Here is a 25,949-nt window from a genome sequence, read left to right as displayed (position 1 = left end):
TGATGAGGGGGGGTAGGTTACAGGGACTGACGGTAGAAAACGCCAAGCGCCGTGTTGCCGTAATCGGCTTCGAGCGTGCCGCCATCGACATCGAACTCGACTTTGCTGGTGCCGAGATAGCTTGCTTCGACCCCGATGAGGCCGCCGCTTGCGCCGACCGGACGGGCAACGCCGCCCTTGAACTGGTAGCCGAAGACGCCTTCGTTCTCGTCCTCAGCATCGACATTCACATAGCCGAGGCCGGCGCCGATATAGGGAACGAAAATGCTGTTCTCGACGGCAAAGTCGTAATAGCCGTTCAGGAAAACAGAGGTCGACGAGATGTCGCCATCGGTTTCGAACTCTTGGCCTTCAGCTTCGATGTTGCCGATATCGTTGGAACGATGGGCCAGCTCGATCTCGCTGCGGAAACCGTTGCCGAAATATTTGCCGAGCGCGCCGCCGATCGCATAACCGGTGTCAGCATCATAGCTGCCGGAGAAATCGCCAAGCCCGTCGACCGACAGGTCGGCGTCATCCTGTACGATGACATTGGCGCCAAGATTGCCTTGAACGTAGTACCCGCTATCCTGAGCGAGAGCGGAGCCGCCGAATGCGACTGCAGCCAGAACGGAAGTGGAAAGTGCGAAATTTTTCAGAGACATTGATTGTCCCTCCTCATGATCATTTTGTGTTGAAGGCCGGCACCAGCGTCGCCCGCATGGTGTCCGGTCTCGCCAGGTCACGACCTGTCGTGGCCTGCAGCGAAGCGTTAAGTGGGAGACGGATGATGGTTTTAAAGGGGCAAGTTTCACCTCTCGCATCCGTGAAAAAGGTTAATTCCGCATGGGGATCAACGCCAGCATGACAGAAGTGCTTTTTTATCATCTTGAGAGGGCCAGGCTTGAGCATATTCTGCCCGATCTGCTCGAAAAATCGATGGAACGTGGCTGGCGTGTCCTTGTTGCCACAAGCACCCGTGACATGGCGGACACGATAAATAATTTTCTCTGGACCTATACGGATGAAAGTTTTCTGCCCCATGGCACCGATGGCGATGGCGCCGACCACCCGATTTTCATTACCGAGACCGACTCAACCGGCGGTGAGCGCGATGTCCTTTTCCTGGTCGAGGGGGCAGAAGCCGAACCGGAAACGATAGAAAACCTCATCCGCTGTATCAGGATCTTTGATGGTGGTGACGAGCAGGCCGTGACGGCAGCGCGCGGCTTCTGGACAAAGGTCAAGGCCGCGGGTCACGCTGCGACCTATTGGCGCCAGAACCAGAGCGGACGTTGGGAAAAGCAGGGGTGACGGAAACACCGGAACAATGGCGTGTGCGGATTGAAGATCTGCGCGAGGATCTGCTGGCACGCTCGGGGATCAGCGCGGACGCCCGCAAGCCGGTCGAGCTCGACCAGCAATCGGTGGGGCGCCTGTCGCGCCAGGATGCCCTGCAGCAACAGGCCATGGCCAACGCCCAGGAGCAGCTCAGGAAGCGCGAGTTGAAACGAATAGACCAGGCGCTGGCGCGGCTGCAGGCGGGCGAGTTCGGTTATTGCCTCGACTGCGGCGAGGAAATCGCGCCGAAGAGGCTGGCGATCGACCCGCTGGCCGAGTTGTGTGTCGACTGCAAGGGTTGATCACTCTTCCCCGGATCGGATGACGCGGATGCCGATTGCGGACCGGGCGACGACATTGTCTTCCTCGCCCTGCCAGCCGGTGGCCTCCACGAAGGCAAAGCGGCGACCGACCCGTTGCAGGGAAATCCGTGCCAGCATGTCTTGCGCCTTGGACGAGCGGAAATAGCTGGTGTGGACGCTGGTCGTGCGCAGATGCACACCGGGCGACAGTCGGGCGATCAGTTCCAGCCGGGCGCAGCTTTCAAGAAAAGAAGAGATCACCCCGCCATGCAGGGCGCGGATCACGGGATTGCCGATATGGCCCTCCGCAAAGCCGAGCCGGTAGCTGAGGCCATCGTTCTCTGCCGTCGCGGAAATATTCAGCCACCGGCTCATGCCGGAGCCGGCGATATCTTTCTCGATCCGTTCGAGCGCGTCGGGAGTGAGGTCGGGTACGCTGTTTGCCATGCTCGCCTCCCTCACAGCCGTGAAGCGGAGGACCGCCCCTTGGTGCCGACCATGAACGTGCCTTCGGCCAGCGCGATCACGTCGCCGGTACCGGCGCAGACCGCCTTGCCGGAACAGAAGGCGACATCGTCGGCGATCCCTTCGCACTGGGCCATCACCTTGATCGCCTGTTCCGGTTCGGCATGGCCGAGATAATCCGTCTTCAAATTGATCGTCGCGATCGGCATGAACCGGTCGAGGCGCGTCCAGACGGTATAGGCGAGTATCGTGTCCAGCAGGATCGTGAAAATGCCGCCATGAATGACCTGGCCGCCCGAATCAGCGGGCGCCGCGGAGAAGTCCGCCGGGACGGTGATGCTGAAATCGGCCTGGCCGCGCATGATCCGCGTCGGCCTGAATGTCTTCAGCCGGGCGAACAGATTGTGCTCGTTCTGGATGAACTGGCGCGAGGCTTCCATCATCGGCAGGATGAAATCCGGCAGGTCGTCGCCGATTTCTAGCTTCTGGTCGTCCGGCTGGGCAGGCGTGTCACTCATGAATTACGCAGTTTTTCTTCTTCATACTGAATGCCCCACCCGATCAGCTGGCGCCACAGGGCTTCGACCAGCGAGGGCGGCAGGCCTTTTTCATCGGCCCTCTGCTTAACACGATCGATCACCTGTTGGATACGCCAGGGTACAGTTGCCTCTTCCGGCCTGGATTTCAGCTGCCAGGCGCGGTCGACATAGCCCCAGCGCTCGGCCATCAGGTCGACGATCGCTGCGTCCAGACGGTCGATCTCGACGCGCACTTCATCCATGTCCTTGCAGTCCTGCGGTGCCTTGCTCATGTCCTGTCCTTTTCCTGCCCCCTGTGAGGGCTTGGCGCTTTATGCTTCACGAACCTCCTTTGTGAGCACTTTCGCGCCTTTTTCAAGGGTGCGATGAACAGGACATTTGTCGGCGATCTCCAGGAGCCGTTTGCGGGTCGCCTCGTCGAGGTCGCCGGTGAAGGTCAGCTCCCGCTCGAATTGGTCGATATGCGTGCCCATGGCGCGGTCCTTCTCGGTGCAGTGCTCGCAATCGTCGATATGCTTGCGGTCGTGGCGCACGCGGATCGCGACCTTCTCCAGCGGGATCTTCTTGTGGTCGGCATACATGCGCAGGGTCATGTTGGTGCAGGCACCGAGCGCGATGGAGAGAAATTCGTATGGCGTCGGGCCAGTGCCGAGGCCGCCGACGCTGGTCGGCTCGTCAGCAAGCATGCCGTGGGGACCGACCTTGACGGCGTTCTGGAACTTGCCATGGCCGGTCTCGGTCAACTCGACGAAGCCCGCCTCGTCCTGTTCCTCCGGCATCGGGTCGCGGGTGCCGATATAGCGTGTCGCCCAGGCGGAGATGACCTGAGCGGCATAGGCGGCGTCGCGCTTGTCGGAGAGCAGGTGGTCGGCCTGATCCAGCGAGCAGAAGCTCTTCGGATGACGTGCCGCCTCGAACAGCCGCCGTGCATTGTCGATGCCGACGGTCGCATCGATCGGGGAATGCAGGATCAGCAGGGCGCGTTTCAGCGAGCCAATGCTCTTCTCGACATCGTGCCGGTCGAGATCGTCGAGGAACTGCTTCTTGATGGTGAAAGGCCGTTCGCCGAGGCTGACTTGCGCCTCGCCCTTGTCGCGGATCTCGGCCAGCTTGCCGGCGAAATTCTCCGTCACATGGGCTGCGTCGGCGGGCGCGGCGATGGTCGCGACGGCTTTGACTTCCGGTATCTCGGCCGCTACCGCGATGACGGCGGCCCCGCCCAGAGAATGGCCGATCAGGAGGCTCGGCGCTTCATAGTTCTGGCGCAGATAATCGGCAGCGCTTTTCAGGTCGGCGAGGTTGAGCGAGAAATTGGTCGAGGCAAAGTCGCCTTCCGAACTACCCAGACCGGTGAAATCGAACCGCAGCACGGCGATACCCGAAGCGGTCAGTGATTCGGCGATCTTGCGTGAGGCGGTCAGGTCCTTGGAGCAGGTGAAGCAGTGGGCGAACAGCGCATAGGCCTCGACCCGGCCTGCCGGCATGTCGAGCCGGGCAGAGAGTTGCGCGCCCGACGCGCCGGTGAAAGTGTGCTTGACGATATTGCCTGCCATGGATCGCATCTCCTGAAGACCGAAATGGCGCCGCGCCGGCGCCGTGTTGCGGAAATCCCATTGTCCCACGTCCGGCCATCCGGCCACAACCCGCGAGTGCCGTTCGGGAGAAAACGTGATGACCCACCCCGGAAATGAAAAAGCCTCGCGCATGGCGAGGCCTGTTCGTCGTGAGATGGCTAACGCCGGCTATGCGGAGTGAGACAACTCGTCGGTGACGGTCTTGTTCCGGCCGCCGCGTTTGGCTTCGTACAGCTTTTCGTCTGCCCGGCTCAACAGGCTGAGCGAGTCGTCGCTCTCGCCCAGGCTGGCAATGCCGAAGGAGGCCGTCACCGGTTCCATCGGTTTGCCGGTTGTCTTCAGGACGCGCTCCTTGGCTTCGAACTGGCGGCGGATGTTTTCGATCAGCGTCTTTGCGCCGCGCAGATCCGTCATCGGCAGGACGATGCCGAATTCCTCGCCGCCATAGCGCGCGACCGAATCGCGCCCCTTGATCGAGGAGGAGATCATCGCCGCGAAATCCTTGAGGATCCAGTCGCCGATAATATGGCCGTGGACGTCGTTGACCCGCTTGAAGTGGTCGATATCGGTCATGACGAGGCACAGGTCGTGACCCGCGGCCTTGGCGGTGGACACTTCATGGGCCAGCGTCGCATCGAAATATCCGCGATTGCCGACCTGGGTCAGCGGGTCTTTCAGGCTGCGCGCGCGCAGATCGGCGAGGTCGTCGCGCAGCGACTGGATATGGTCCTTCGAGCGGTTAAGGTTTTCGCTCAGCGCTTCGGTCTGGACCTGCATTTCCCTGTTGCGCAGGATGAGGGACTGTACCAGGTCGCGGATCTTTGAGGGATCGGACAGGCCGGGCAGGACTTCATTGGCTTCGCCGAGGCTGGTCGAATAGTCCTGGCTGCGATCGGCGCTGGCTTCCATCATGTGGAGAATGTTCGACAGCTCCTTGTCGAAATGCTTGCCGATGGCGTCCTGCGCCTGGACGATGCGTTTTTCATTGTCGCGATATTCCGACAGGATCTGGTCGATATCATATTCGCTCAGCGTACCGCTTTTGCGCAGGATATCCTCGACATCCTCGCGCAGGGCCTCGTTGTCGCGCGAAGCATAGGAGTACCAGAGCTCATAGGTCTTGGGCTTGGGCGGGGTCATGTAGCGTGCGACGAGGTCGAACACCTCGCTCGCGACCTGGACGCTATGCGAGTAGTCATCATTGGTTGCTACCTGCGTGACATACTGATTTTCTTTTGGCTGGCTCATGCAGATCCCCCGGCGGCCGAATACAGTTTTATCGTTGTCCGGATCATCCCGGAAATTGGTGGGAATTTGGTTAATCGCGGGTCGAAAATGCAGTATTTTAAAGTAATTCAAACACGTCAGACGCTCAGGGGTTGTGCGCCAGTACCCGGTACAGCCGGTGGCCGCTGACGTGATACTTTTTCTCGAAAGGGGTTAACGGCGCGGCGTCAATGTCCAGCGGCGCCAGGACCGCATCGCGATGATGCGCCGTCAGCGCCTGGAGGAATTCCTTCGCATATATTTCCCAATTGGTGCGCAACTCCAGCGTACCGCCCAGCGCCAGCATTGCCGGGAATACGGGCGAGCCATGCCAGCGGCGCGACAGGTGGGCCGCTTTCGGATAGGGATTGGGGTAGAGCAGGTAATGCCGGTCGAGGTGCCAGCCCGTCTCGGCCATCATCGGGTAGAGGTCCATGAGATTGCCGCGCACAAGGCGAGCGTTCGCGGGCAGGGGGGCGCGCTCACGCGATAGCCGGGCAAGAGACCGGTCGATGCCGAGAACGAGATGACCGGGGTGCTGTTCGGCGAGCGCCCGGGTGCTGTCGCCGGTACCGCACCCGGAATCGAGAATGACCGGCATGCCCTGATACGCTGCCCTTGCCGCCTCGACCGTCCGCAACGCCTTCAGGGAATGACCGGCCGGCGGCCTGCGAAAGTCGGTATCGCGATAGCGGCTGACCCGTGCGTCGAGATCGGCATGGATACCGGTCTGGTTCGAAGTAACGGGGCGTGACCGAGCGAACGCCATCAGCCCGGCAGGGCCTGTTCTGCTTCAGCCCTGGCATGCTCATAGGTCTCGGTGGCACCAAGCCAGTCCTCCTCGGCCTGCGCCAGTGCCTCGACGGTGCGGGCGCGATCCTTCGACAGCTGTGTCGCCCTGGCGATGTCCTTTTCGAACAGGCCCGGCGCCGCCAGCGCCTGATCGATCTGTGCGATCTCGCCGTGCAGCCGGTCCATTGCCTTTTCAAGATCCTCGCATGTCTTCTTCAGCGGGCTGAGCGCCTTGCGCATGTCGGCGGCGGCCTTGCGCTGGTCCGCCTTGCTGATCAGAGGTTTGGACTCGACAGGCTTCTTGTCGGATTTCTCGGTCCGGTTCGCATCGAGGATCAGGTCGCGATAGTCGGACAGGTCGCCGTCGAACCGTTCGGCCCGGCCATTCTTGATCAGCCACAGCCGGTCGGCGACCGCCTCGGCAAGGTGGGCATCATGGGTGATCAGAATGACCGCCCCCTGATATTCGTTCAGCGCCATCATCAGCGCCTCGCGCGAGTCGATGTCGAGGTGATTGGTCGGTTCGTCGAGGATCATCAGATGCGGTCCCTCGAAGGTGATGAGCCCGAACAGAAGGCGCGCCTTCTCGCCCCCCGACAGCTTCTCGGCAAGCACATCGGCCTTGTCCGGTCCGAAGCCGATCTGCGCGGTCCGGGCCCGCACTTCGGCTTCGGTGCCATCCGGCATCAGCGCGCGGACATGGTCATAGGGCGACTGCTTCGGCTTCAACTCGTCGATCTGGTGCTGGGCGAAATAGGCGATACGCAGCTTCTTCGACCTGTAGACATTGCCGGACAGGGCAGGCAGGCGGCCGGAGATCGCCTTGACCAGAGTCGACTTGCCCTGGCCGTTGGAGCCGAGAATGGCGATGCGGTCATCCTGGTCGATGCGCAGATTGACATCGCGCAGGACCGGCTGACCCTCTGTATAACCAAGATCGGCCTCGACCACGCGCACGATCGGCGGCGCCATGGGCGGCTTCGGGTCGGGAAAGTGAAAGGGAATGGTCCGCTCTTCGATCGGGATCGAGACCGCCTGCATCTTCTCCAGCATCTTGATGCGCGACTGCGCCTGCTTGGCCTTGGAGGCCTTGGCCCGGAACCGGTCGACGAAGGACTGCATGTGGCGGCGGGCCGCGTCCTGCTTGGTCGCCTGCGCCATCGCCACGGCCCGCTGCTCGGCGCGGCGGCGTTCATAGGTATCGTAATTGCCGTTATGGACCGAGAGCTTGCCCTGTTCCAGGGCCAGGATATGCGTGACCGCACTGTTAAGCAGGCCGCGATCGTGGCTGACGATCAATGCCGTATACGGATAGCGGCGGATATAGTTCTCCAGCCACAGCGCGCCTTCCATGTCGAGATAGTTGGTCGGCTCGTCCAGCAGCAGCAGATCGGGCGCGGCGAACAGGACGGCGGCAAGGGCGACGCGCATTCGCCAGCCGCCGGAAAAGTCAGAACACGGACGGGCCTGCGCCACATGGTCGAAGCCCAGGCCAGACAGGATGATCGCGGCCCGCGCCTCCGCCGAATGGGCGTCGATGTCGGCGAGGCGGGTCTGTATCTCGGCGATACGGATCGGGTCTGACGCCGTCTCCGCCTCGGCGAGGAGGGCGGTGCGCTCCGTATCCGCGACGAGCACCGTGTCGAGCAGCGAGTCCCGCGTCGCCGGGGCTTCCTGCGCAACCGAGCCGATGCGCCGGCCCTTGCGCAGCGACAGCGAGCCGTCATCCGGCGAGATTTCCTCGCGGATCAGCTTCAGCATGGTCGACTTGCCGGTGCCGTTGCGCCCGACGAACCCGACCTTCCAGCCATCGGAGATCGCAGCCGTCGCCTGGTCGAACAGCACGCGCCCCTCAATGCGATAGGTCAGGTCGTTGATATGCAGCATCATGGGCGAGGGTCTTAGCGGCTAGCGCAGCGGGAATAAATCCCTTTCGCACCGAACAGACGGGGGATCAGAAGCCCCAGCTTTCCGGGTCCGGATAGGCCCGCTTCTCCGAGGCCATCATGATGCCCTTCACGCAGCGCACGATGTACCAGACGAGCTGCGCGAGAGCGGCAAAAGAGCCGATGAGAGCGACGAGGATACCCGGCAGGATCTGTTCCTGAATGAAGAACGGAATGCACAGGCAGATCAGCACGACGGACAGGATCATGTACAGGATGCCCTTCCAGAAAATGTGGATGGCATTGTCATAATGGCTGTCGAGCCAGCTCGCAGGCCGCGCTTTGCTGACATAGGCGAGGATCACGCCCACGACCGGCGTAAAAATGATGAAGAACCCGACCAGATAAAGCACATAGATCACAACCGGCATCTGGGCAGAGTCTTGGCGGGAAGAGCCTTCGGAAGCGGATAGATCGCTCATAATTCTCTCATTCCTGTTTTTTCGCCCTCTGTCTGTATCACCTGATATAGAGTGGTCCGGCAGGACTTGCTAGGCTGCTTCCCCATTGCTATAGGCCCGCGACACCAATTTCTTCCACTGTACAAGGATACCGAACCATGGGCCTCGAGCGCACTTTTTCGATCATCAAGCCGGACGCAACGCGCCGCAACATCACCGGCAAGATCATTTCCAAGCTGGAAGAGGGCGGCCTTCGCGTCGTCGCCTCCAAACGCATTCACATGAGCCGGGAGCAGGCCGAAGGCTTTTACGCTGTCCACAAGGAACGCCCGTTTTTCGGTGAGCTGGTCGATTCCATGATGTCCGGCCCGGTTGTCGTCCAGGTGCTGGAAGGCGAAAACGCAATCTCGCGCAACCGTGAGATCATGGGTGCCACCAACCCGGCCGACGCCGCAGAAGGCACCATCCGCGCCGAGTTCGCCGAATCCATCGGCGAAAACTCGGTCCACGGCTCCGATGGTCCCGATACGGCCAAGGACGAGATCGCGTTTTTCTTCACTGAAGACGAAATCGTCGGCTAAACACGCTGATGCGGGGCTCAAACCTGCATCAACACTGAGATGCACAGTCACGTGAGGCAGCCTTGGGGGCTGCCTCTTTCTTTCCCATATGTGCAAAAAGAAGCCACATTTGCCCTGAAAAGACCTGTATGACGTCGCGAAAAAGACGGTGCGGGGAACAATTATCGGTATCAGACCGTTATTGATGGGAACAAGGAGTAAAGGTCATGAAACGTACAACTGCTGTATTACTGGGCATCGCCGCCACCGGTTTCGGGGCTGCCAGCTTTGCAAGCACTTACGTTGTGCCGAGCCAGTTCGGCGCCGAAGGCACCGAAATCGTCCTCGAAGATGCCCGCCTGAATGCGGATAACATGTTCGACAAGATTGACGTCAACGCCGACGGCCTGATTTCCATCGACGAATATGCGTCACAGGCTGTCGTCAATGCGTCGCTTTCCCGTTTCAACGGGGTGGTCGCGATCGATGGGCGCCAGACCTTCCATATTACCCTGCCGAGCGAGGCCACCGGTCGTCTTGCCCCTTACGAGCAGACGACGATCGACGCGATCGCCCGCAATGAATTCTATGCCTTTGCCGGGTCCGACAGCGCGATGGATCGCCGCGAATGGATTGCTGCGAAGCTGAATGATTTTGCCGAAGTCGACTTCAACGAAGACGGCAGGCTGACCGGACCGGAGCTGGAAGTCTATACGCTCAACTTTGCGCGTTTCCAGACGTCGGTAAGCTGATACCTACCCTGACTACGCCTAACTTTTGGAAACCCTCAAAACTGCCCGCCTCATCGAGGCGGGCTTTTTTTGATCCTGATGGTCTATCGGGCGATCTCGTATAGCGCGATGGCGGCGGCGTTGGAGACGTTGAGGCTGTCCATCTCGGCCGAGATCGGGATACGGACCAGCATGTCGCAGGTCTGTCCGACCAGGTCGCGAAGACCGGCCCCTTCGGCACCCATCACCAGCACCACCGGTTTTTCCTTCGGCATGTCAGCGATCAGCGCGACTGCCTCGCCAGCGAGCCCGGCGCAGAAATAGCCCATTTCCTTCAGCGCCTCGAGCGAGCGGGCAATGTTGACCGCCTGCACGCAGGGCACGATGTCCACGGCGCCCGCTGCGGCTTTGGCCAGAGCGCCGGCGAGCGGTGGCGTGCGCCGCTCCTGCACGATGATCGCACGGGCATTGAAGGCGGCAGCGGTCCGGAAGATCGCCCCGATATTGTGCACATCGGTTACCTGGTCGAGCACGATGACCGGGCGGTTCTCGCCCGCGACCGGCTGGCAGGTCTCCTTCAGGCGGGCGCGGGGCAGTTCGTCCACGTAAGCGGCAAGGCCCTGATGGACGGAGCCCGGCGGCAGCATGCCGTCGATCGCGTCGGGCTTGAGATCATCCGGCGTTGCCTCGATACCCTGGTCCGTCAGCCATTGGGCCGCGTTCAGGGTTGCGACCAGCCGGTGGATCTTTCGGTCCGGGTTCTTCAGCGCCGCGGCAACGGCATGGCGGCCATAGAGCCAGACCGGGCGGTCTTCGTCGAGTTCGCGCTCATGGCGGTGCGGCGGGCCTTTTTTCGGGCGGGGCTTTCCGCCGGCCGAAATGTGTTTTGAGCCGGGTTTGGAGGAGGGCTTGCGGGCAGGGGGGCGTTTGTCATTCATGGCGTCGCCATACAGGAGTGGCGGGGGCAGGAAAAGCACGAAAAAACATTATGAGAGGGCAGCTTAGGTGTTGCATGGTCCCCGAGTCGTTTCTATAACGCCTGCTCTTTTACCGCATATGGTAATCTCGTGAGCCCTGTGGAGGGGTGGCCGAGTGGTTAAAGGCAGCAGACTGTAAATCTGCCCGCATAGCGTACGCTGGTTCGAATCCAGCCCCCTCCACCATTCATAGTCGGTCTGCCGGAGGCAGAAAAATCGATCCAGTGGATCGATTTTAGACGGAGAATGCCCCGGCAGGGGCTTCGCTCTTCGAGCTACGGCTCGGCAGGCCCAGGCAAGAACGACATCATCCGGCTCGAAGTCGCGATGGCTGCCGAGCCGAAGCCTTAGCGCCGGCGGGCCGTTATGAAATACGTTTATATCCCCAAAAGTGAGCTGGATCCCGATAGACACTATGTCGGGATTGCGTCCGACCTCAAGGATCGGTTGAGCAAACACAATTGCGGTGCTGTCGCACACACTGCCAAATTCAGGCCTTGGGCAATCAAAACCTATCTTGCGTTTTCCGATCATGAGAAGGCGCTGGCGTTCGAGAAATATCTGAAGACGGCGTCGGATCGCGCTTTTTCCAAGAAGCAGCTCTAACACCTCCCCCCAAATCCCCCTTGCAATCATCACCACACCTTCGTATCCAAGGTGTTCGCTGTGATCGTGCGGGCTTGCCGCGCCGAAGCGCAGCGAAGGCGGGTATAGCTCAATGGTAGAGCAGCAGCCTTCCAAGCTGAATATGCGGGTTCGATTCCCGCTACCCGCTCCAGTTTCTCCCCGCCGCTGCCTTCAAGTCGAAAGACCTCGCCGTCCCGGGACGGTCGCTCGCAGCCCTTCTGTATGCGCAGGAACCAAGCGGCTTTCGACGAAAAGAGGCCGGTCAGATGCCGGACATGGCCGGATTGACCAGCGTGAAGCAGTCACCGCCATCAGCGATCACGGCCTTGCACGCCGTCTGGGCCTCGTTCTCCGTCATCCCGTTGAAGCGGATGCGATAGATCGGCTTGCCGGCGGAGGTCGTTTCTGAAATCTCGTTGATCAGAATGTCGGCAACGCCTGCGATGACGGTCTTGGTATTGACCATTTCCGTGCTGGCGAGGGAGGCATCGCGATAGGCGCCGGTCTGGATCGACCAGCGGCGCTCACGGCTCAGGCTGGCATAGTCGATGTCGCCTTCGCCGATAGTGATATCTTCCTCGTCCGAACTGGCAACGCGCAGAGCGGCCGTATTGAGCTTGTCGGCATCGCTGAGAGCGGCGAGGTCGCCGGCCGCGGTCAGGGCGTCGGCATCCTTCCAGTCACCGGACTCGATCTTTTCTTTCAACTGCGCCTGCAGGGCCGGGGAGCCGGACACGGTGTCCATTTCCGCCGCCGCCATGACCACCGGACGGTCAGGTCCGGACGCCGGTTTCGGCCAGACGCCGCCGAGCTTGGCGAGCGTCGTCGGCTTCAGGTTGGGTTCGGGCTTTTCACGGTGCAGGGCGCTGATCAGCGTCGGCGTGGCCTCGATCGCCTGATAGGCATCATCGAGAATTTTCTTCATATGCGCGTCGCGGGTATAGCTGGAGCGGCCACCGAGCACGATGCCGATCAGGCGGTCATCGCCGCGCCGCGCCGTCGTCGCGAGGTTATAGCCGGACAGGCGGGTATAGCCGGTCTTCAGGCCATCGGCACCGTCGAACGTATCGACGAGCTTGTTGTGGCCATTGATGGTCTTGCCTTTCCAGGTGAACGACGTCTCGCCAAAAAAGTGATAATATTGCGGAAAGTCCTGCACGATGCGCTGGGACAGGATGGCGAGATCGCGCGCCGTTGATACCTGGGTGGAATTCGGCAGACCGGAGGCATTGCGGAATGTCGTGGCGTGCATGCCCATGGTATGGGCCTGCTCCGTCATCATGCGGGCGAACCTGCTCTCGCTATCACCGATCTTCTCGGCGACGACGACGGCGACATCATTGGCTGACTTGATGATCAGGGCGTGGATCGCCTCCTCGACCGTAATCGTCGACCCGGCTGTCACGCCCAGCTTGGACGCGGGCATGGAAGCGGCGGTGCTGCTGACCTTCAACGGCGTATCGAGATCGACATTGCCTGCTTCCAGCTCGCGGAAGAGCATATACAGCGTCATCATCTTGGTGAGGGAGGCCGGGTAGCGCTTCTGGGTCGAATACCGGTCGAACAGGATGTCGCCGGTATCCGCATGAATCACGAGCGCGGCATACTTGCTATTGGCGCTGGCTGGCGAGACGGCGGCGAGCGCTATCATCACGACTGCCAACATGGCGATTGAACACAACTTACCTACCGACATAGCTTCATGGTACCCCTGATTGACGTTTTACCCAATACCCTGACCCAATGCGTTTTCTGTACGATACAATATCACAGTTGCAATGTCAGGTTACAGTTTCTGCTATTTGGGTAAACAAGCGGTTAAGGAACTGTTTACCAAAACACCACGAGTCTCCGGTTTTCTGCTCATGAAAAAATTGTGCGCTGCAACAAAAGTCTTGACATTCCCCGCCGATTCCACCATCTTTTGCAGTGCAACATAGGCATAGCGGGTTAGTCCCGAATGTACATACGGGTTATAACTTAAAGGAGATCCCTCATGAGTGCAGCGAAAAAAGCTCAAGCAGAAACCGTCGACGCCGCAAACGACGTGGCGAAGAAATTCGAAGAGAAAATGAAAGATTACAGCACGCAAGCCTCGGCGACCATGAAAGAGAACATGGAAAAAATGTCCAAGGGCATGGCTGAGTTTGGTGAATTCGGCAAAGACAACGTCGAAGCCGTTGTTGCTTCCGCGTCGACCTTTGCCAAAGGCTTCGAGGACATCGCGACCGAGCAGGCCAACTACGCCAAATCCTCGATGGAAAAATCCGTCGAGCAGATGAAGACCGTTGCGTCGGCAAAAACCCCGCAGGACTTCATGGAAGCGCAAACCGACTATGTGCGCTCCGCGTTCGAATCCAACATGTCGCAGATGAACAAGCTGTCCGACATGTGGATCGCCACTGCCAAGGATTGCACCGAGCCGCTCAGCCGCCGCTATACCGCGATGGTCGAGAAGGTCCAGTCCTTCCGCGTCTGATTAAAGGGTCGCCGGGCTATCAAGGGGATAGCCTGACATCTTCCCTGTAGCGTTTCCGGGCCCGGCTGTGAGACTCTTGCAGCCGGGCCTTTCCTGTCTTCGCCGCCCCTGCGTCATCTTCGACGCCCCAGGAACCATCGAACGACCGGCAGTCTTCGCAGCCATCAGCGCATCGGCGCCAAGCCGCCGTCATAATTCGCAGAAAGGCCAGGCCATGATCGATTTTTTGACCTTCACCCGCCCGTCCAGGCCGAACAATTATCTCGCCTGCACCGAAGAGCATTGTCCGAAAGCGGGCTGCGACTTGCCCGCCCCGGTCTTCGACGTCCCGCTGGCTCAACTTGTCGAGGCCTGGGAGGCGTTGATCGCCGAGCAGCCGCGGCTCGAGGAAACGGCGCGCTCGAGCGATGGCTGGCAGCGCGAATATGTCCAGCGCACCCGGTTCCTGCATTTGCCGGACACCATCACCGTGCGCTTCGTTGCCGGCGAGGAGGGCGGCTTGCCCGCAACCCGCGTCCTGCTGCACAGCCAGGCCAGATACGGCTATTACGATTTTGGCGTGAACAAGCAGCGCGTGCTGGGCTGGCTCGCCGACCTCGAGCGGCGCCTGCCCTTGAAATAAACCTTATCGGACCCAGCTTATCGCGTGCAGGGTTTGGTCGCAGGCGTGTTGTGGCTGACCTGAGCCGCGATCCCCGTTAGACTACACTCTTCTTCAATCACATCATGCTACATCTCGAGATGAAATCAGACCGCCGCGCGATGACAGTTCCTATGCCAACCACACGACCGACCCACCTGGCCGATAACGATCCCGATGATCCGGACAATAATAATCCCGGAAGGGGCAGTCCTGGCCGGGAAACCGGCACGGTCACGAAGACGCGCGTCAAGCCCGCGCGGCCGGCCCTTTACAAGGTCATACTTCTGAACGACGATTATACCCCGCAGGAGTTCGTGATCTGGCTCCTCGAGGCGGTCTTCAAAAAGGGCCGGGAAGAAGCGACTCGGATCATGCTGCATGTACACCAGACCGGTGTCGGCATTTGCGGGGTCTATACCTTCGAAGTCGCGGAGACCAAGGTCGCACAAGTGCTTGAGCTGGCCCGGCGAAACGAGCATCCGCTCCAGTGCATCATGGAAAAGGATTAACGGCGTACCCACATAGTAGAGACAGTACCAAACCCCACGGAGTATCTTTTGGCCGCTTTCAGTGAAAATCTCGAAAAAACCATCCATCGCGCCATAGCCATCGCCAGCGAGCACAAGCACGAGCTCGCGACCCTTGAACACCTGCTTCTTTCCCTGACCGAAGACCCGGACGCAATCGGCGTCATGAAGGCATGCTCGGTCGATATCGTGCTGCTGCGCCAGAACGTCATCGACTATCTCGAGGAAGACCTCGCCAAGCTGGTCGTGGAGGACCTCGACGAGGCCAAGCCGACCACCGGCTTCCACCGCGTCGTCCAGCGCGCGCTGATCCATGTGGAAACCTCCGGCCGCTCCGAAGTGACCGGCGCCAACATCATCGTCGCGCTGTTCGCCGAGCGCGAGAGCCACGCTGCCTATTTCCTCCAGGCCCAGGACATGACCCGCTATGATGCGGTCAATTACATCTCCCATGGCCTGTCGAAGAACCCGGCCATGAACGAATCGCGCTCGCCATCGGGCATTGGCGAGGATGACGACACCCAGACCCGCCAGGGCCCGGATGCGCTCGAGGCCTATACGATCAACCTCAACGACAAGGCCCGCAAGGGCAAGGTCGACCCGCTGATCGGGCGCGAGCGCGAAGTCGAACGCGCCATTCAGGTGCTGTGCCGCCGTCGCAAGAACAACCCGATCCTCGTCGGTGATCCCGGCGTCGGCAAGACTGCCATCGCTGAAGGCCTCGCCCGCAAGATCGTCGAGAGCGACGTGCCGGAAGTGCTGGAAGACGCCGTCATCTATTCCCTCGACATGGGCGCGCTGCTCGCCGGCACGCGCTATCGCGGCGATTTCGAGGAACGGCTGAAGGCCGTCCTGAAGCAGATCACCGACATGGACGGCGCCGTGCTGTTCATCGACGAAATCCACACTGTCATCGGTGCGGGCGCCACATCGGGCGGGGCGATGGATGCCTCCAACCTCTTGAAGCCCGCCCTGCAGGACGGCAATTTCCGCTGCATGGGCTCGACCACCTACAAGGAATACAAGCAGCATTTCGAAAAGGACCGGGCCCTTGCCCGCCGCTTCCAGAAGATCGACATCACCGAGCCGTCCGTGCACGACACGATCGAGATCCTGCGCGGCGTGAAGTCCTATTTCGAGGATCACCACAAGCTGAAATACACCGATGAGGCGATCAAGACCGCCGTCGAGCTGGCCTCGAAATACATGACCGACCGCAAGCTGCCGGACAAGGCGATCGACGTGATCGACGAAGCCGGAGCCCGCCAGATGCTGTTCAAGCCCGAGGACCGGGTCACCACTATCGGCGTCGAGCAGATCGAGGATGTGGTCGCCACCATGGCCCGCATCCCGGCCAAGTCCGTCTCCAAGAACGATGTCGAGCGCCTGCGCTCCCTGCCGGACGATATCAAGCGCGTCGTCTACGGACAGAATGAGGCAATCGACCAGCTCTCCGCCGCGATCAAGCTGTCCCGCGCCGGCCTGCGCGAACCGGAAAAGCCGATTGGCTCCTATCTGTTCGCCGGCCCCACCGGCGTCGGCAAGACGGAAGTCGCCAAGCAGCTCGCCTCGATGATGGGCGTTGAACTGTTGCGCTTCGACATGTCCGAATATGGCGAGCGCCATACGGTCTCGCGTCTGATCGGCGCCCCGCCGGGCTATGTCGGCTTCGAACAGGGCGGCGGCATGCTGACCGACGCCGTCGACCAGCACCCGCATTCCGTCGTACTGCTCGACGAGATCGAGAAGGCGCATCCGGAAATCTACAACATCTTGCTTCAGGTCATGGACAATGGCTCGCTGACCGACACCCATGGCAAGAAGATCGACTTCCGCAATGTCATCGTCATCATGACGACCAATGCGGGCGCGTCCGATGCGACCAAGAACGCCATCGGCTTCGGTGCCGGCAAGAAGACCGGCGAGCAGGGCGAGGCGATCCGCCGCCTGTTCACCCCGGAATTCCGCAACCGCCTCGATGCGATCATCAACTTCGCCGGCCTGTCGGCGCCGATCATCGACCGCATCGTCGCCAAGTTCGTGCTCCAGCTGGAAGCGCAGCTTGCCGACCGCAATGTCACCTTCGAGCTGTCGGAGGAGGCGACCCGCTGGCTCGCCGAGCGCGGCTTCGACGAGGAGATGGGCGCACGGCCGCTGGCCCGCACCATCCAGGAATATGTCAAGAAGCCGATCGCCGACGAGATCCTGTTCGGGTCCCTGCGCAAGGGCGGCATCGTCCGCGTGCTGATCGACACCAAGGACCCCACCAAGCTCGCCTTCGAATATATCCCGGAAGACCCCGAATCGGTCGAGCCGGTCGAGGGCAACGGCAAGGTCGAAGAGGCCAAGGTCGAGCGGTAATGATCCGTGTTTAGCCACAGGCAAGCGGGTCGGGTTTAAATCTGGCCCGCTTTTTTTAGCTGGTGTGCTGAGAAAAGCGTCGTGGCTATGCTGCGCGAGCGAGCGCGATCCGATCTGGCTATGCCTCGCGTGGAAGCCTTGATCTTGAAGCAGCCGGAAATTGCGCCGCCACCATCGCATATTGCATGGGGGTAATTATTGCGACGATCATAGGATAGGATAGATTAAGCAGAGACGGGTGGAAGCGGTTCAATCCCGTCACCCGTATTTTTTTGGCCAACCCTCGTCACGAAAAGGCGGCGATCAAAGCGTTCAACGAGTATCATGTGCGGTACGGTCAAGGCTGCCAGTCCTATAAAGACCGCCTGTAATCCCAATTCGAACGGGACCGCCGGATCGGCGACGCTTCGCACGAGAACAAAACTCACTCCAGCCAGCGCAACGATACTCGACAGACCGATGGCCGTGAACAAGGCGCGCCTGGCACTTGGCATGCGGCGGATTGAAGAACGATAGTGGCGGATAGAGTGCAGGCTGCAGAAATAAATGCCGAAGAACAGCAGCGGTGGAAGCAACCATGCAGCGATCCAGAGTATCATCAATTCTATGACCGGTTGACTTAGTCTCCTCCTGATCGCGAGGGTCAGGGCCAACGGTATGATTGCCAGTGCTCCGGCAAGTGCAGCTGCATCTGCCGCAATCGCTGCAGCAGGCAGTGGAGCAAGATGGCCGAAAAGGGCTGTGACTTCCGTGGGGTGCAGCAATGCCGGGGCGCCGATGGCGGCAACACCGCCTGCCCAGCGCAATGGCGCGGCCGTGCCTGCCCAATCGCCGGAAAAATGCAATGCCGAATAGGCGAGAAACGCAGACAGCGCGACTCCCGGCGCGACCAGCCACACAGCGATTACCAGAAGGATGAGGCCAACATAGCTTGCAATAAATTTCAGTTTTCCGGATACGCCTTCCAGCGGCCACAAGCGTTCGGCGATGGGAAGGTCCAGTGCTCCATGAGGCAGGCCGAAGACGGCGATAAGCGGCGCCAGAATAAGAAACTGGGATGAAGGATTGAGATCCATTGTCGCCTGCATGGCAATAGCGACGCAAGCACATGAACCGAACAAAAAAGTCTGCCAGACCGGGGCGATTGTCATTCCGGAAAAAGAATGTCGAAAAAGTGGCCTACGACAGCGCCGTGCATAGACTTTGTGATCGGTCCGTCGTTTGAGTTCAGAGCAATTTGCATGATCTTCCTTCCGGGACGGGGCGAATATGACAACGAGGGGGACACTGCCCGCCATCTGCGGGCAGTGTATTCGTGGCGATGTTATGCTGTCGGGCGCACCGCCGCCTTCTCAACTGGCGCTTTATGGCTTTCAAAGTAGGAAGCGCTTTTTCTCTGGGCGATCATGAAGATCAACACACCAAAAACCGCTTTGGCAGTTATGTCTGCAATGGTGTAGCCCACTTCGACGATAACGGTCGCTGCGGCGCTGTCGAGGCCTACCGCACCGGCAAAGTAGACTACCGGATAGAATGCCCAGCTACCTACGACGACGTATCGTGCGGCTTTCACGAGGCCGCGCGCGTCTTCAGGCTGGCTCGCAATGGATTTGGACAGACCGGCAAAGAGTTCGTACACTATCCAGAGGAACGGAATCATAGACGCGATGCCCCAGATCCAGCGCGCGGTGACGGTTTCTGCAACCTCGCCGGGATAGCCGAGGGCGATCATAAGCGCTGCCAGAATGCCTAGTCGCAACGCACGAGAAATGGTTTCCGACCGGCTCAGTCCCATGACAAGAATGAGTTCAACCAGTAGTAATGGTACGGTGAGGAACCAGTCTACATAACGGTAGGCTTGATTGAACGCGTAACCGGTGGTTGTGACTACGCCATCGGAGACGTCATACGCCGCTCCCCAACTCTCAAATATTCTGAAGTAATGATATGCCGCAATGAAGGTCACGAGACCTGTAATTGTCATTGCAGATTTGTACTGCGGAGCGACCTGACTTCGGCCCAACCAGAAAAATATTGTCGCCGCAGCGAGAGTCGCAAATGCGAAAGAGAAGGCATTGTATATGAGGTCATATTGCCCCGAAGTTATTATTTCCATTTCTTGCTCCCTTTTTGCACTTCATGGTGTAAACGAAGAACTAGCGTCAGAGCAGAATGTGCACACCCGGATGGACAAAGTGTCGCAAAATGTTGTTTGTTTGAGTTTAAGAATGCGGAAAATGGTGCCGGAATGTCAGGGAAATAGTAATGGGGCTTTTTGCCCCGTAGGGCGGGTGGAGCCGACAGGCGATACCAGCCGATCATGGCTTTCGCATCTTGGCGGGTATCGCTTCGCTCCACCCGCCCTACAAACTTGAAACTACAAACTCTCCCAAACTTATCCCCGCGCCGCCCAATCCGCCTATACTCCCAATCGTCCCGGTGCGGATCGGGGCAGGGGATGTGTGGAGGCGATAACCGGTCGCTGAAGCCATTCCATCAGGTTTCCGGTGGCATGAGAGGGTGTGCGCAAGCTTCGCATCGTCCGCCGGAGCGGTGTTTCGGGGTTTAGCGCCCCGGACGGGTGAGCCGCGTATCGGCCCTGTACCAGAACATCGCCCCCGCCTAAGCAGAATGGCGGAGCGTGAGGCTATACCTACACTTGGATTTTTGCTTATGGGGCCGTAGCGCTCCCACGGGCCCCCTCCTAGCCGCGCTGAAGCCCGAAGGGCGTAAGCGGGTTCTCGCGCCGAGCCTTGGCGACGGCGGATATCAATTCCATCACCGCAGCCATGGCTGGCGGTGCTCTCGCTGCTGTCCTGCGTTGTCCGGAGGTGCGCGGCGGCCCTCGCAATAGAATTGTCTGGCTTGCTGGTACTGTCGATGATACTATTGCGTCGTGCGTCAACCATAGGTCTGTGACCTAAGCGTTCTGCCGAGCCATGACCTGCACCGCAGGTCTCCGGTCCATTAGGGACCATCCAATGTCAAATTATACGACTGAACATTTCGAAGCAGCGAGCACTCTTGCCGTCGTGGTATCATCGCACGAGCCGCTGCTTCTCCTCTCCGAAAATCTCAGGGTGATTGCCGCGAGCAGCTCGTTTTGCAGCGCTTTCGGCATCGACCCTGCAACCGTGTCCGGCAGTCTGCTGGCCGAGTTGGGCGATGGCGAATGGGCCATGCCCACGCTCGCCTCGCTGCTTGCCGCGACCGCCTCCGGGAAGGCGCAGATCGAAGCCTACGAAATAGACCTGAAGCGGCCCGACCGGCCGATACAGCAACTGGTCGTCAATGCGCGGACGCTCGACGATGGCGACAAGGACCATATCCGGCTTCTGCTGGCGGTAACCGATGTTAGCGTCGCCCGTTCCGAGACCCGGCAAAAGGACGACCTTCTTCGCGAAAAGGCGCTGTTGATGCAGGAGATCCAGCATCGCGTCGCCAACAGCCTCCAGATCATCGTCAGCGTTCTCATGCAGGGGGCGCGCCGGGTTCAGTCCGAGGAGGCGCGCGGCCAGCTGGAAAGCGCCCATCAGCGGGTCATGTCGATCGCGACCTTGCAGCGCCAGCTCTCTTCCTCCAATGGCGCCAATGTTGAATTGCGGACCTATTTCACGCAGCTTGCCAGAAGCCTGGGTGCCTCGATGATCGCTGACCCCGACCAGGTCTCGATATCGGTGACTGTCGATGACAGCACCGTCGGCCCGGACATCTCCGTCAGCCTCGGCCTGATCGTCACCGAACTGGTGATAAACGCCCTCAAACATGCCTTTCCCGATCAGCGGCATGGCACGATTGCCATCGACTATCACGCTTCCGGTGACGACTGGACGCTGTCGGTAAGCGATGACGGGATCGGCATGCCCGTTGGCAGCGCGGCGCCCAAGGCAGGGCTGGGCAGCGGCATTGTCGAAGCCCTCGCCAAGAATCTGCTCGGTGTCATCGAGTTAAGCGATGGCGAGCCGGGCACGACTGTCACGATCAGTCATCGCGGCGACGCAGACCTGCCGGTCTATCTCCCGACAGCAAAATAACAAACGCCTGTCCGCACCAAGTGCACGGTTCCAGTCCGGTCGCCGAAGCGATCTCTACCCGCACCGGTTTGTCGCCAAAGCAACGCTCTCAATGATCGATCGGGCTTTGCTCCACGCACGCTAAACTATGATCAGCCAATGACGCGACACTTATCCCCGCAACACCCGACCCGTCTATGCTCGCAATCGGCCCGGCACCAGATCACCGCCGTGGGGTAAGGCAATGCAAACGATGCTCTCTACAACTTCTCGCCCGGCAGCGCCGCCGCCTGCGCGATCCAGTCGGCGAATTGCGCCTCGTCGAGGCCGCCTTCGGGGATGTCGTGATAGCGCACGCGCTCATATTTGGAGGTCTTCTTCGGGGGCGGGTTTAGTGCCGAGCCATCGAAGAAAGTGACGCGCAGGAATTTCGTGTAGCAATGAAGGCTGGCAAACCAGCGGCCCTGTTCGACGCCATAGAAGGGGGAGTTCCACTTCACCGCCTTTTCGGCATCCGGCACCATTTCGGCGATGATCGCATCGATCCGCACCGCGAGGTCACCCTTCCAGCCGGGCGCGGCGGCGATCCAGGCCTGCACCGGCGCGTCGCCGACGCCCTTGGGTATCTGCGGGTTGCCGCCGGAAAGCAATGTCGGTGTGGCGCCCTGCTTTGTGCTGCTGGTCAATTTTGCCTCCGGAATCTGATCCTTTGTCCGGCCCATCGTGCCCTGCCAGCGGGGCGTCAGGCAAGCCACAAAAAAAAGCCCCCGGCGGTGCCGGGGGCTTTGAATGGAAGGACGCTCAGCGATTACATGCTGCTGTCGTCGTCGTCGAACTCGCGTTCGCCGATCATATCCTGCTCGCCCCAGTCGGCGGCGTCGTCGACACCGTCTTCGTCATCCATCATCGATGTGTCGTCATCGCCGAACATGCCGTTCTGATCGTCATAGGTCACTTCGGCAATGCGAATGCCTTCGATCGAAACGCCACCGGCGAAGCCCTGCTGGTTGAAGGTGATCGCGGTGACCTCGCCGAGTTCGTCGATGTCACCATCCGTCACGACCTTGGCCTGGGCACCCGTGTTGATCACGGTGATCTTGGCATCGGCACCGGCGCGCCATTCGGCGCCGCCTGTCAGGTCGTCAAGCGCGTTCTGGGTGTTGAACGTCATGACCTGGCTGATCTGCTCGATCCCGGCCTGGAAGCCGACCGAGCCGGCAGCGAGCTGGTAATAGCCCTGAGGCTGGCCGTCGACCATCAGCACGCCCTTACCGCCCGTCCCACCGGCGATGAAGCTGGCAGATGTCAGTTCAGGGAAGACGAGAACGCCAGCGGCATTGGTCGATGCGACATTGCAGGCCTCGGACAGCGCGACACATTCATCAAGCGTCGCCCGGGCAGCGGAATCCCACGTCATTTTCTTCTCGCTCCACTCCGATTCAGTGGCGCGCTCAGCAGACCAGTCATCCTCTGTGTCAGTGTCCCAGTCCTGGCTTGTCTGCGTTCCGGTCTGGGTCGTCGTCTGAGTGCTTGTCTGGGTGCTCATCGCCATGCGACCATTGTCCCGATACTGCGCCAGCTGGATCTGGTTCAGTTCCTCGGCACTGGTTGCCGCTTCCTCAGCCTGCGTAACAGGCTCATCCGCATTGATATCGACCTGCGCATTGGCTGCGATACCGGCGGTTGCCATGGCAGCGGCAGAAGCACTGGCGGCAAAAAATTTCATCATATTGGTCATCTCAAACCTCCATCACATTACATTGGATACGGTCCTCATCATCGACGACCGACGCCTAGCTAACGATTTTCGCCAAGACGGGTTCGGTACGGAGGAATTACCGATGTTTCATCGAACCGTAATTTTCAGGACGGAACTTGTGCCCGCGTCCGGAAATGCCCCTCTGATCAGGCACTTAAAGATGAGTTTTCGCCCGACAAAAAAGAACCGGGCAGCTTTGCCACCCGGTTGCCGCTAAACGATCAAAGACCGTTCACCCTATGATCCTCAGCGTCGACGGCGCTTGTGGCTCTTCGCCCCCCTCGGCGTGGAAGTGAGGGTGCTTACGGTGCCTTCGGACTTGGTGATGCGGCCTTTGGAGTTGCGGGTTGCCGATTGCTCCATTGCCGACTGGCGCGCTATCGGGTCGTTGGAGATGGTCATCTCCACTTCCTGCAAGCGCTTGATCTCGTCGCGGATGCGGGCTGCTTCCTCGAATTCGAGATTGCCGGCCGCGTCGCGCATCTGGGCTTCCAGCGCGTCGAGATGCTTGCGCAGATTGCCGCCAGCCTCGAACTCCTCGCCCTCCTCGGCAAAGCCGGCAAGGCTCTTGGCCAGGTTCTGGCCGACAAAGGACGTGCCATAGGCAGCCTTCTTGCCTTCGTCGTCGGAGCTCATGGCCTCGGCGATCCTGGCCTTGACGGAGGTCGGGGTGATGCCGTTTGCCTCATTATGGGCAATCTGCTTCTCGCGGCGGCGTCTGGTCTCTTCCATCGCCCGTTCCATGGAGCCGGTCATGTTGTCGGCATAGAGAATGACGCGCCCGTCGATGTTCCGCGCCGCCCGGCCGATGGTCTGGATCAGCGAGGTCTCGGATCGCAGGAAGCCTTCCTTGTCGGCATCGAGGATCGCGACCAGCTGGCATTCGGGAATATCGAGGCCTTCGCGCAGCAGGTTGATGCCGACCAGTACGTCGAACGTGCCAAGGCGCAGATCGCGGATGATCTCGATCCGCTCCAGCGTGTCGATATCGGAGTGCATGTAGCGCACGCGCACGCCCTGATCATGCATGTACTCGGTCAGGTCCTCGGCCATGCGTTTCGTCAGTGTGGTGACGAGAACACGGCCGCCCTGCCTCGCGACCTTCTTGCACTCGTCGATGACATCGTCGACCTGGCTGAAGCCGTCCTTGGCGACGGGGCGGATTTCCACCGGCGGGTCGATCAGGCCGGTCGGGCGGATGACCTGTTCGGTGAACACGCCGCCGGTGCGCTCCATCTCCCATTTGCCGGGGGTCGCCGAGACATGGGTGGTTTGCGGGCGCATCGCGTCCCATTCCTCGAATTTCAGCGGCCGGTTGTCCATGCAACTCGGCAGACGGAAGCCATATTCCGCGAGCGTGCGCTTGCGGTTGAAGTCGCCTTTGAACATAGCGCCGATCTGGGGCACGGTGACATGGCTCTCGTCGACGAACAGGAGCGCATTGTCGGGGACATATTCGAACAGGGTGGGGGGCGGCTCGCCCGGCTTGCGGCCGGTCAGATAGCGGGAATAGTTCTCGATGCCATTGCACGAGCCGGTCGCCTGCATCATCTCCAGATCGAACTGGACGCGCTGCTCCAGCCGTTGCGCCTCGATCAGCTTGCCCTCGGCCTTCAGGATCGGCAGGGTTATCGCCAGCTCCTTCTGGATACCGTCCATCGCCTGGATCAGGGTCGGGCGCGGCGTGACATAGTGGGAGTTGGCATAGAGCTTGATGGTTTCGAGATCGTCCGTCTTCTGACCGGTGAGCGGATCGAACTCGGTGATCCCCTCGACTTCGTCACCGAACATCGACACCCGCCAGGCGCGGTCCTCATAGTGGGCCGGGAAGATCTCGATGACATCGCCGCGCGCGCGGAACGAGCCGCGCACAAAGGCCATGTCATTGCGCTTGTATTGCAGCGCGACGAGGTCAGCCAGAAGGGTCTTGCGCTCGATCGTCTGGCCAACCTCCAGCGAGAAGGTCATCGCGGTATAGGTCTCGACAGAGCCGATACCGTAGATGCAGGACACCGAGGCGACGATGATCACGTCGTCGCGCTCCAGCAGCGCCCGGGTCGCCGAGTGGCGCATCCGGTCGATCTGCTCGTTGATCGAGGATTCCTTCTCAATATAGGTATCCGTACGCGGAACATAGGCTTCCGGCTGGTAATAGTCGTAATAGGAGACGAAATACTCCACCGCGTTATTGGGGAAGAAGGCCTTGAACTCGTTATAGAGCTGCGCCGCGAGGGTCTTGTTGTGGGCGAGGATCAGGGCAGGGCGCTGGCACGCCTCGATCACCTTGGCCATGGTATAGGTCTTGCCCGATCCGGTGACGCCGAGCAGCACCTGGTCCTGTTCGCCGGCGTCCTGCGCGCCCTTGACCAGTTCGGCGATCGCCGCCGGCTGGTCGCCCGCCGGCTCATAGTCCGACACGACCTGGAAGCGCTTGCCGCCCTGGCTCTTGGCCGGGCGTTCCGGTCTGTGCGGCGTCCAGAGCATCGGGGCCATGCGCTGGTGATAGGTCTCTATCGCCTCATTGAAGCCTGTGCCTTCCGGGAGAGTGTCGGGGGTCTCGTAGCTGTCAGTCATGAAGCGGAATGTAGGGCGCAGCGCTTAACGGAACAAGGGGAGAACGGGCGGCACGGGACAATCTGACCTATCCCCGTACTCGCGACAGGATTT

General features: G+C 60.3%; 26 protein-coding genes and 2 tRNA genes. 12 read left to right on the top strand and 16 right to left on the bottom strand.

Annotated features, from left to right (window positions below):
• Positions 1-17: 17 nt before the first annotated feature.
• Positions 18-644, bottom strand: a complete 627-nt coding sequence (locus IEV88_RS06225) for a P44/Msp2 family outer membrane protein (RefSeq protein ID WP_188160375.1) — start codon at positions 642-644, stop codon at positions 18-20.
• A gap of 181 nt (positions 645-825) precedes the next feature.
• Between IEV88_RS06225 and IEV88_RS06220 the strand changes: the two genes are divergently transcribed.
• Together IEV88_RS06220 and IEV88_RS06215 are read left to right on the top strand one after the other, a co-directional pair.
• Positions 826-1,293 carry a DNA polymerase III subunit chi gene (locus IEV88_RS06220; protein ID WP_308419364.1) on the top strand — a complete coding sequence of 156 codons (468 nt, stop codon included), beginning with the start codon at positions 826-828 and terminating at the stop codon, positions 1,291-1,293.
• Positions 1,290-1,622, top strand: coding sequence for a TraR/DksA family transcriptional regulator (locus IEV88_RS06215; RefSeq protein ID WP_188160373.1), 333 nt, complete (start codon positions 1,290-1,292; stop codon positions 1,620-1,622). Before IEV88_RS06220 ends, IEV88_RS06215 begins: the two co-directional genes overlap by 4 nt.
• Here IEV88_RS06215 and IEV88_RS06210 read toward each other — a convergent pair whose 3' ends face one another.
• From IEV88_RS06210 to IEV88_RS06175, 8 genes are all read right to left on the bottom strand, one after another.
• Positions 1,623-2,069 (bottom strand): PaaI family thioesterase, encoded by a 447-nt coding sequence (locus IEV88_RS06210; RefSeq protein ID WP_188160372.1) that lies wholly within the window; start codon positions 2,067-2,069, stop codon positions 1,623-1,625. It lies immediately after the preceding gene.
• Between the two features lie 11 nt (positions 2,070-2,080).
• Positions 2,081-2,605, bottom strand: coding sequence for a PaaI family thioesterase (locus tag IEV88_RS06205; protein WP_188160371.1), 525 nt, complete (start codon positions 2,603-2,605; stop codon positions 2,081-2,083).
• Positions 2,602-2,898 carry a chorismate mutase gene (locus tag IEV88_RS06200; protein WP_188160370.1) on the bottom strand — a complete coding sequence of 99 codons (297 nt, stop codon included), beginning with the start codon at positions 2,896-2,898 and terminating at the stop codon, positions 2,602-2,604. The genes IEV88_RS06205 and IEV88_RS06200 overlap by 4 nt, the downstream gene beginning before the upstream one ends.
• Before the next feature lie 39 nt (positions 2,899-2,937).
• Positions 2,938-4,179 (bottom strand): bifunctional alpha/beta hydrolase/OsmC family protein, encoded by a 1,242-nt coding sequence (locus tag IEV88_RS06195; protein WP_188160369.1) that lies wholly within the window; start codon positions 4,177-4,179, stop codon positions 2,938-2,940.
• 189 nt (positions 4,180-4,368) lie between these two features.
• Positions 4,369-5,448: a GGDEF domain-containing protein gene (locus tag IEV88_RS06190; protein WP_188160368.1), complete on the bottom strand. Its 1,080-nt coding sequence runs from the start codon at positions 5,446-5,448 to the stop codon at positions 4,369-4,371.
• Between the two features lie 124 nt (positions 5,449-5,572).
• Positions 5,573-6,235, bottom strand: coding sequence for a tRNA (guanine(46)-N(7))-methyltransferase TrmB (gene trmB / locus IEV88_RS06185; RefSeq protein ID WP_188160367.1), 663 nt, complete (start codon positions 6,233-6,235; stop codon positions 5,573-5,575).
• On the bottom strand, positions 6,235-8,148 hold the full coding sequence (locus IEV88_RS06180) for an ABC-F family ATP-binding cassette domain-containing protein (protein ID WP_229731422.1): 1,914 nt from the start codon (positions 8,146-8,148) through the stop codon (positions 6,235-6,237). Before IEV88_RS06180 ends, trmB begins: the two co-directional genes overlap by 1 nt.
• Positions 8,149-8,212: 64 nt before the next feature.
• On the bottom strand, positions 8,213-8,626 hold the full coding sequence (locus IEV88_RS06175) for a DUF4870 family protein (RefSeq protein WP_188160366.1): 414 nt from the start codon (positions 8,624-8,626) through the stop codon (positions 8,213-8,215).
• Between the two features lie 137 nt (positions 8,627-8,763).
• On the opposite strand from IEV88_RS06175, the gene ndk reads away from it, so the two are divergent.
• A complete protein-coding gene (gene ndk, locus IEV88_RS06170) occupies positions 8,764-9,186 on the top strand; it encodes a nucleoside-diphosphate kinase (protein ID WP_188160365.1) in 423 nt (140 codons plus the stop codon).
• 206 nt (positions 9,187-9,392) lie between these two features.
• Positions 9,393-9,917 carry a hypothetical protein gene (locus tag IEV88_RS06165; protein ID WP_188160364.1) on the top strand — a complete coding sequence of 175 codons (525 nt, stop codon included), beginning with the start codon at positions 9,393-9,395 and terminating at the stop codon, positions 9,915-9,917.
• An 83-nt stretch (positions 9,918-10,000) separates the two neighbouring features.
• Here IEV88_RS06165 and rlmB read toward each other — a convergent pair whose 3' ends face one another.
• Positions 10,001-10,834, bottom strand: a complete 834-nt coding sequence (gene rlmB / locus IEV88_RS06160; protein ID WP_188160363.1) for a 23S rRNA (guanosine(2251)-2'-O)-methyltransferase RlmB — start codon at positions 10,832-10,834, stop codon at positions 10,001-10,003.
• A gap of 140 nt (positions 10,835-10,974) precedes the next feature.
• On the opposite strand from rlmB, the gene IEV88_RS06155 reads away from it, so the two are divergent.
• From IEV88_RS06155 to IEV88_RS06145, 3 genes are all read left to right on the top strand, one after another.
• Positions 10,975-11,059 (top strand) — tRNA-Tyr (locus IEV88_RS06155).
• 180 nt (positions 11,060-11,239) lie between these two features.
• Positions 11,240-11,479 (top strand): GIY-YIG nuclease family protein, encoded by a 240-nt coding sequence (locus IEV88_RS06150; RefSeq protein ID WP_188160362.1) that lies wholly within the window; start codon positions 11,240-11,242, stop codon positions 11,477-11,479.
• Between the two features lie 98 nt (positions 11,480-11,577).
• Positions 11,578-11,651: transfer RNA gene (locus IEV88_RS06145), tRNA-Gly, on the top strand.
• Between the two features lie 111 nt (positions 11,652-11,762).
• Here the strand turns inward: IEV88_RS06145 and IEV88_RS06140 are convergent.
• Entirely contained in the window at positions 11,763-13,151 is a 1,389-nt protein-coding gene (locus tag IEV88_RS06140; protein ID WP_188160361.1) for a D-alanyl-D-alanine carboxypeptidase family protein, read from the bottom strand.
• Positions 13,152-13,496: 345 nt separating this feature from the next.
• On the opposite strand from IEV88_RS06140, the gene IEV88_RS06135 reads away from it, so the two are divergent.
• The 4 genes from IEV88_RS06135 to clpA all read left to right on the top strand — a co-directional run bounded on the left by IEV88_RS06135 (position 13,497) and on the right by clpA (position 17,510).
• Positions 13,497-13,979: a phasin family protein gene (locus tag IEV88_RS06135; protein WP_188160360.1), complete on the top strand. Its 483-nt coding sequence runs from the start codon at positions 13,497-13,499 to the stop codon at positions 13,977-13,979.
• A gap of 214 nt (positions 13,980-14,193) precedes the next feature.
• Complete coding sequence (locus IEV88_RS06130; RefSeq protein ID WP_188160359.1) at positions 14,194-14,601, top strand: DUF1499 domain-containing protein; 408 nt, start codon at positions 14,194-14,196, stop codon at positions 14,599-14,601.
• 152 nt (positions 14,602-14,753) lie between these two features.
• Positions 14,754-15,131, top strand: a complete 378-nt coding sequence (gene clpS, locus IEV88_RS06125; RefSeq protein ID WP_206711367.1) for an ATP-dependent Clp protease adapter ClpS — start codon at positions 14,754-14,756, stop codon at positions 15,129-15,131.
• 48 nt (positions 15,132-15,179) lie between these two features.
• On the top strand, positions 15,180-17,510 hold the full coding sequence (gene clpA, locus IEV88_RS06120) for an ATP-dependent Clp protease ATP-binding subunit ClpA (protein ID WP_188160357.1): 2,331 nt from the start codon (positions 15,180-15,182) through the stop codon (positions 17,508-17,510).
• Between the two features lie 224 nt (positions 17,511-17,734).
• On the opposite strand, the gene IEV88_RS06115 is transcribed toward clpA, so the two are convergent.
• On the bottom strand, positions 17,735-18,586 hold the full coding sequence (locus IEV88_RS06115; RefSeq protein ID WP_188481204.1) for a Brp/Blh family beta-carotene 15,15'-dioxygenase: 852 nt from the start codon (positions 18,584-18,586) through the stop codon (positions 17,735-17,737).
• Positions 18,587-18,834: 248 nt separating this feature from the next.
• Positions 18,835-19,626: a bacteriorhodopsin-like gene (locus IEV88_RS06110; RefSeq protein WP_188160355.1), complete on the bottom strand. Its 792-nt coding sequence runs from the start codon at positions 19,624-19,626 to the stop codon at positions 18,835-18,837.
• Positions 19,627-20,491: 865 nt separating this feature from the next.
• Here IEV88_RS06110 and IEV88_RS06105 point away from each other — a divergent pair.
• On the top strand, positions 20,492-21,544 hold the full coding sequence (locus IEV88_RS06105) for a sensor histidine kinase (RefSeq protein WP_188160354.1): 1,053 nt from the start codon (positions 20,492-20,494) through the stop codon (positions 21,542-21,544).
• Between the two features lie 239 nt (positions 21,545-21,783).
• Here the strand turns inward: IEV88_RS06105 and IEV88_RS06100 are convergent, their stop codons facing one another.
• The 3 genes from IEV88_RS06100 to uvrB all read right to left on the bottom strand — a co-directional run bounded on the left by IEV88_RS06100 (position 21,784) and on the right by uvrB (position 25,856).
• Entirely contained in the window at positions 21,784-22,245 is a 462-nt protein-coding gene (locus IEV88_RS06100) for a DUF1801 domain-containing protein (RefSeq protein WP_188160353.1), read from the bottom strand.
• An 86-nt stretch (positions 22,246-22,331) separates the two neighbouring features.
• A complete protein-coding gene (locus tag IEV88_RS06095; RefSeq protein WP_188160352.1) occupies positions 22,332-23,261 on the bottom strand; it encodes a lipid-binding SYLF domain-containing protein in 930 nt (309 codons plus the stop codon).
• 267 nt (positions 23,262-23,528) lie between these two features.
• On the bottom strand, positions 23,529-25,856 hold the full coding sequence (gene uvrB, locus IEV88_RS06090) for an excinuclease ABC subunit UvrB (RefSeq protein ID WP_188160351.1): 2,328 nt from the start codon (positions 25,854-25,856) through the stop codon (positions 23,529-23,531).
• Between the last annotated feature and the right edge of the window lie 93 nt (positions 25,857-25,949).

Origin of the sequence: Aquisalinus flavus, assembly GCF_014640095.1 — a bacterium.
Lineage (GTDB): Bacteria > Pseudomonadota > Alphaproteobacteria > Caulobacterales > Parvularculaceae > Aquisalinus > Aquisalinus flavus.
Note: the sequence above shows the minus strand (reverse complement) of the source record. Positions and strands in the feature narration are given on the sequence as shown.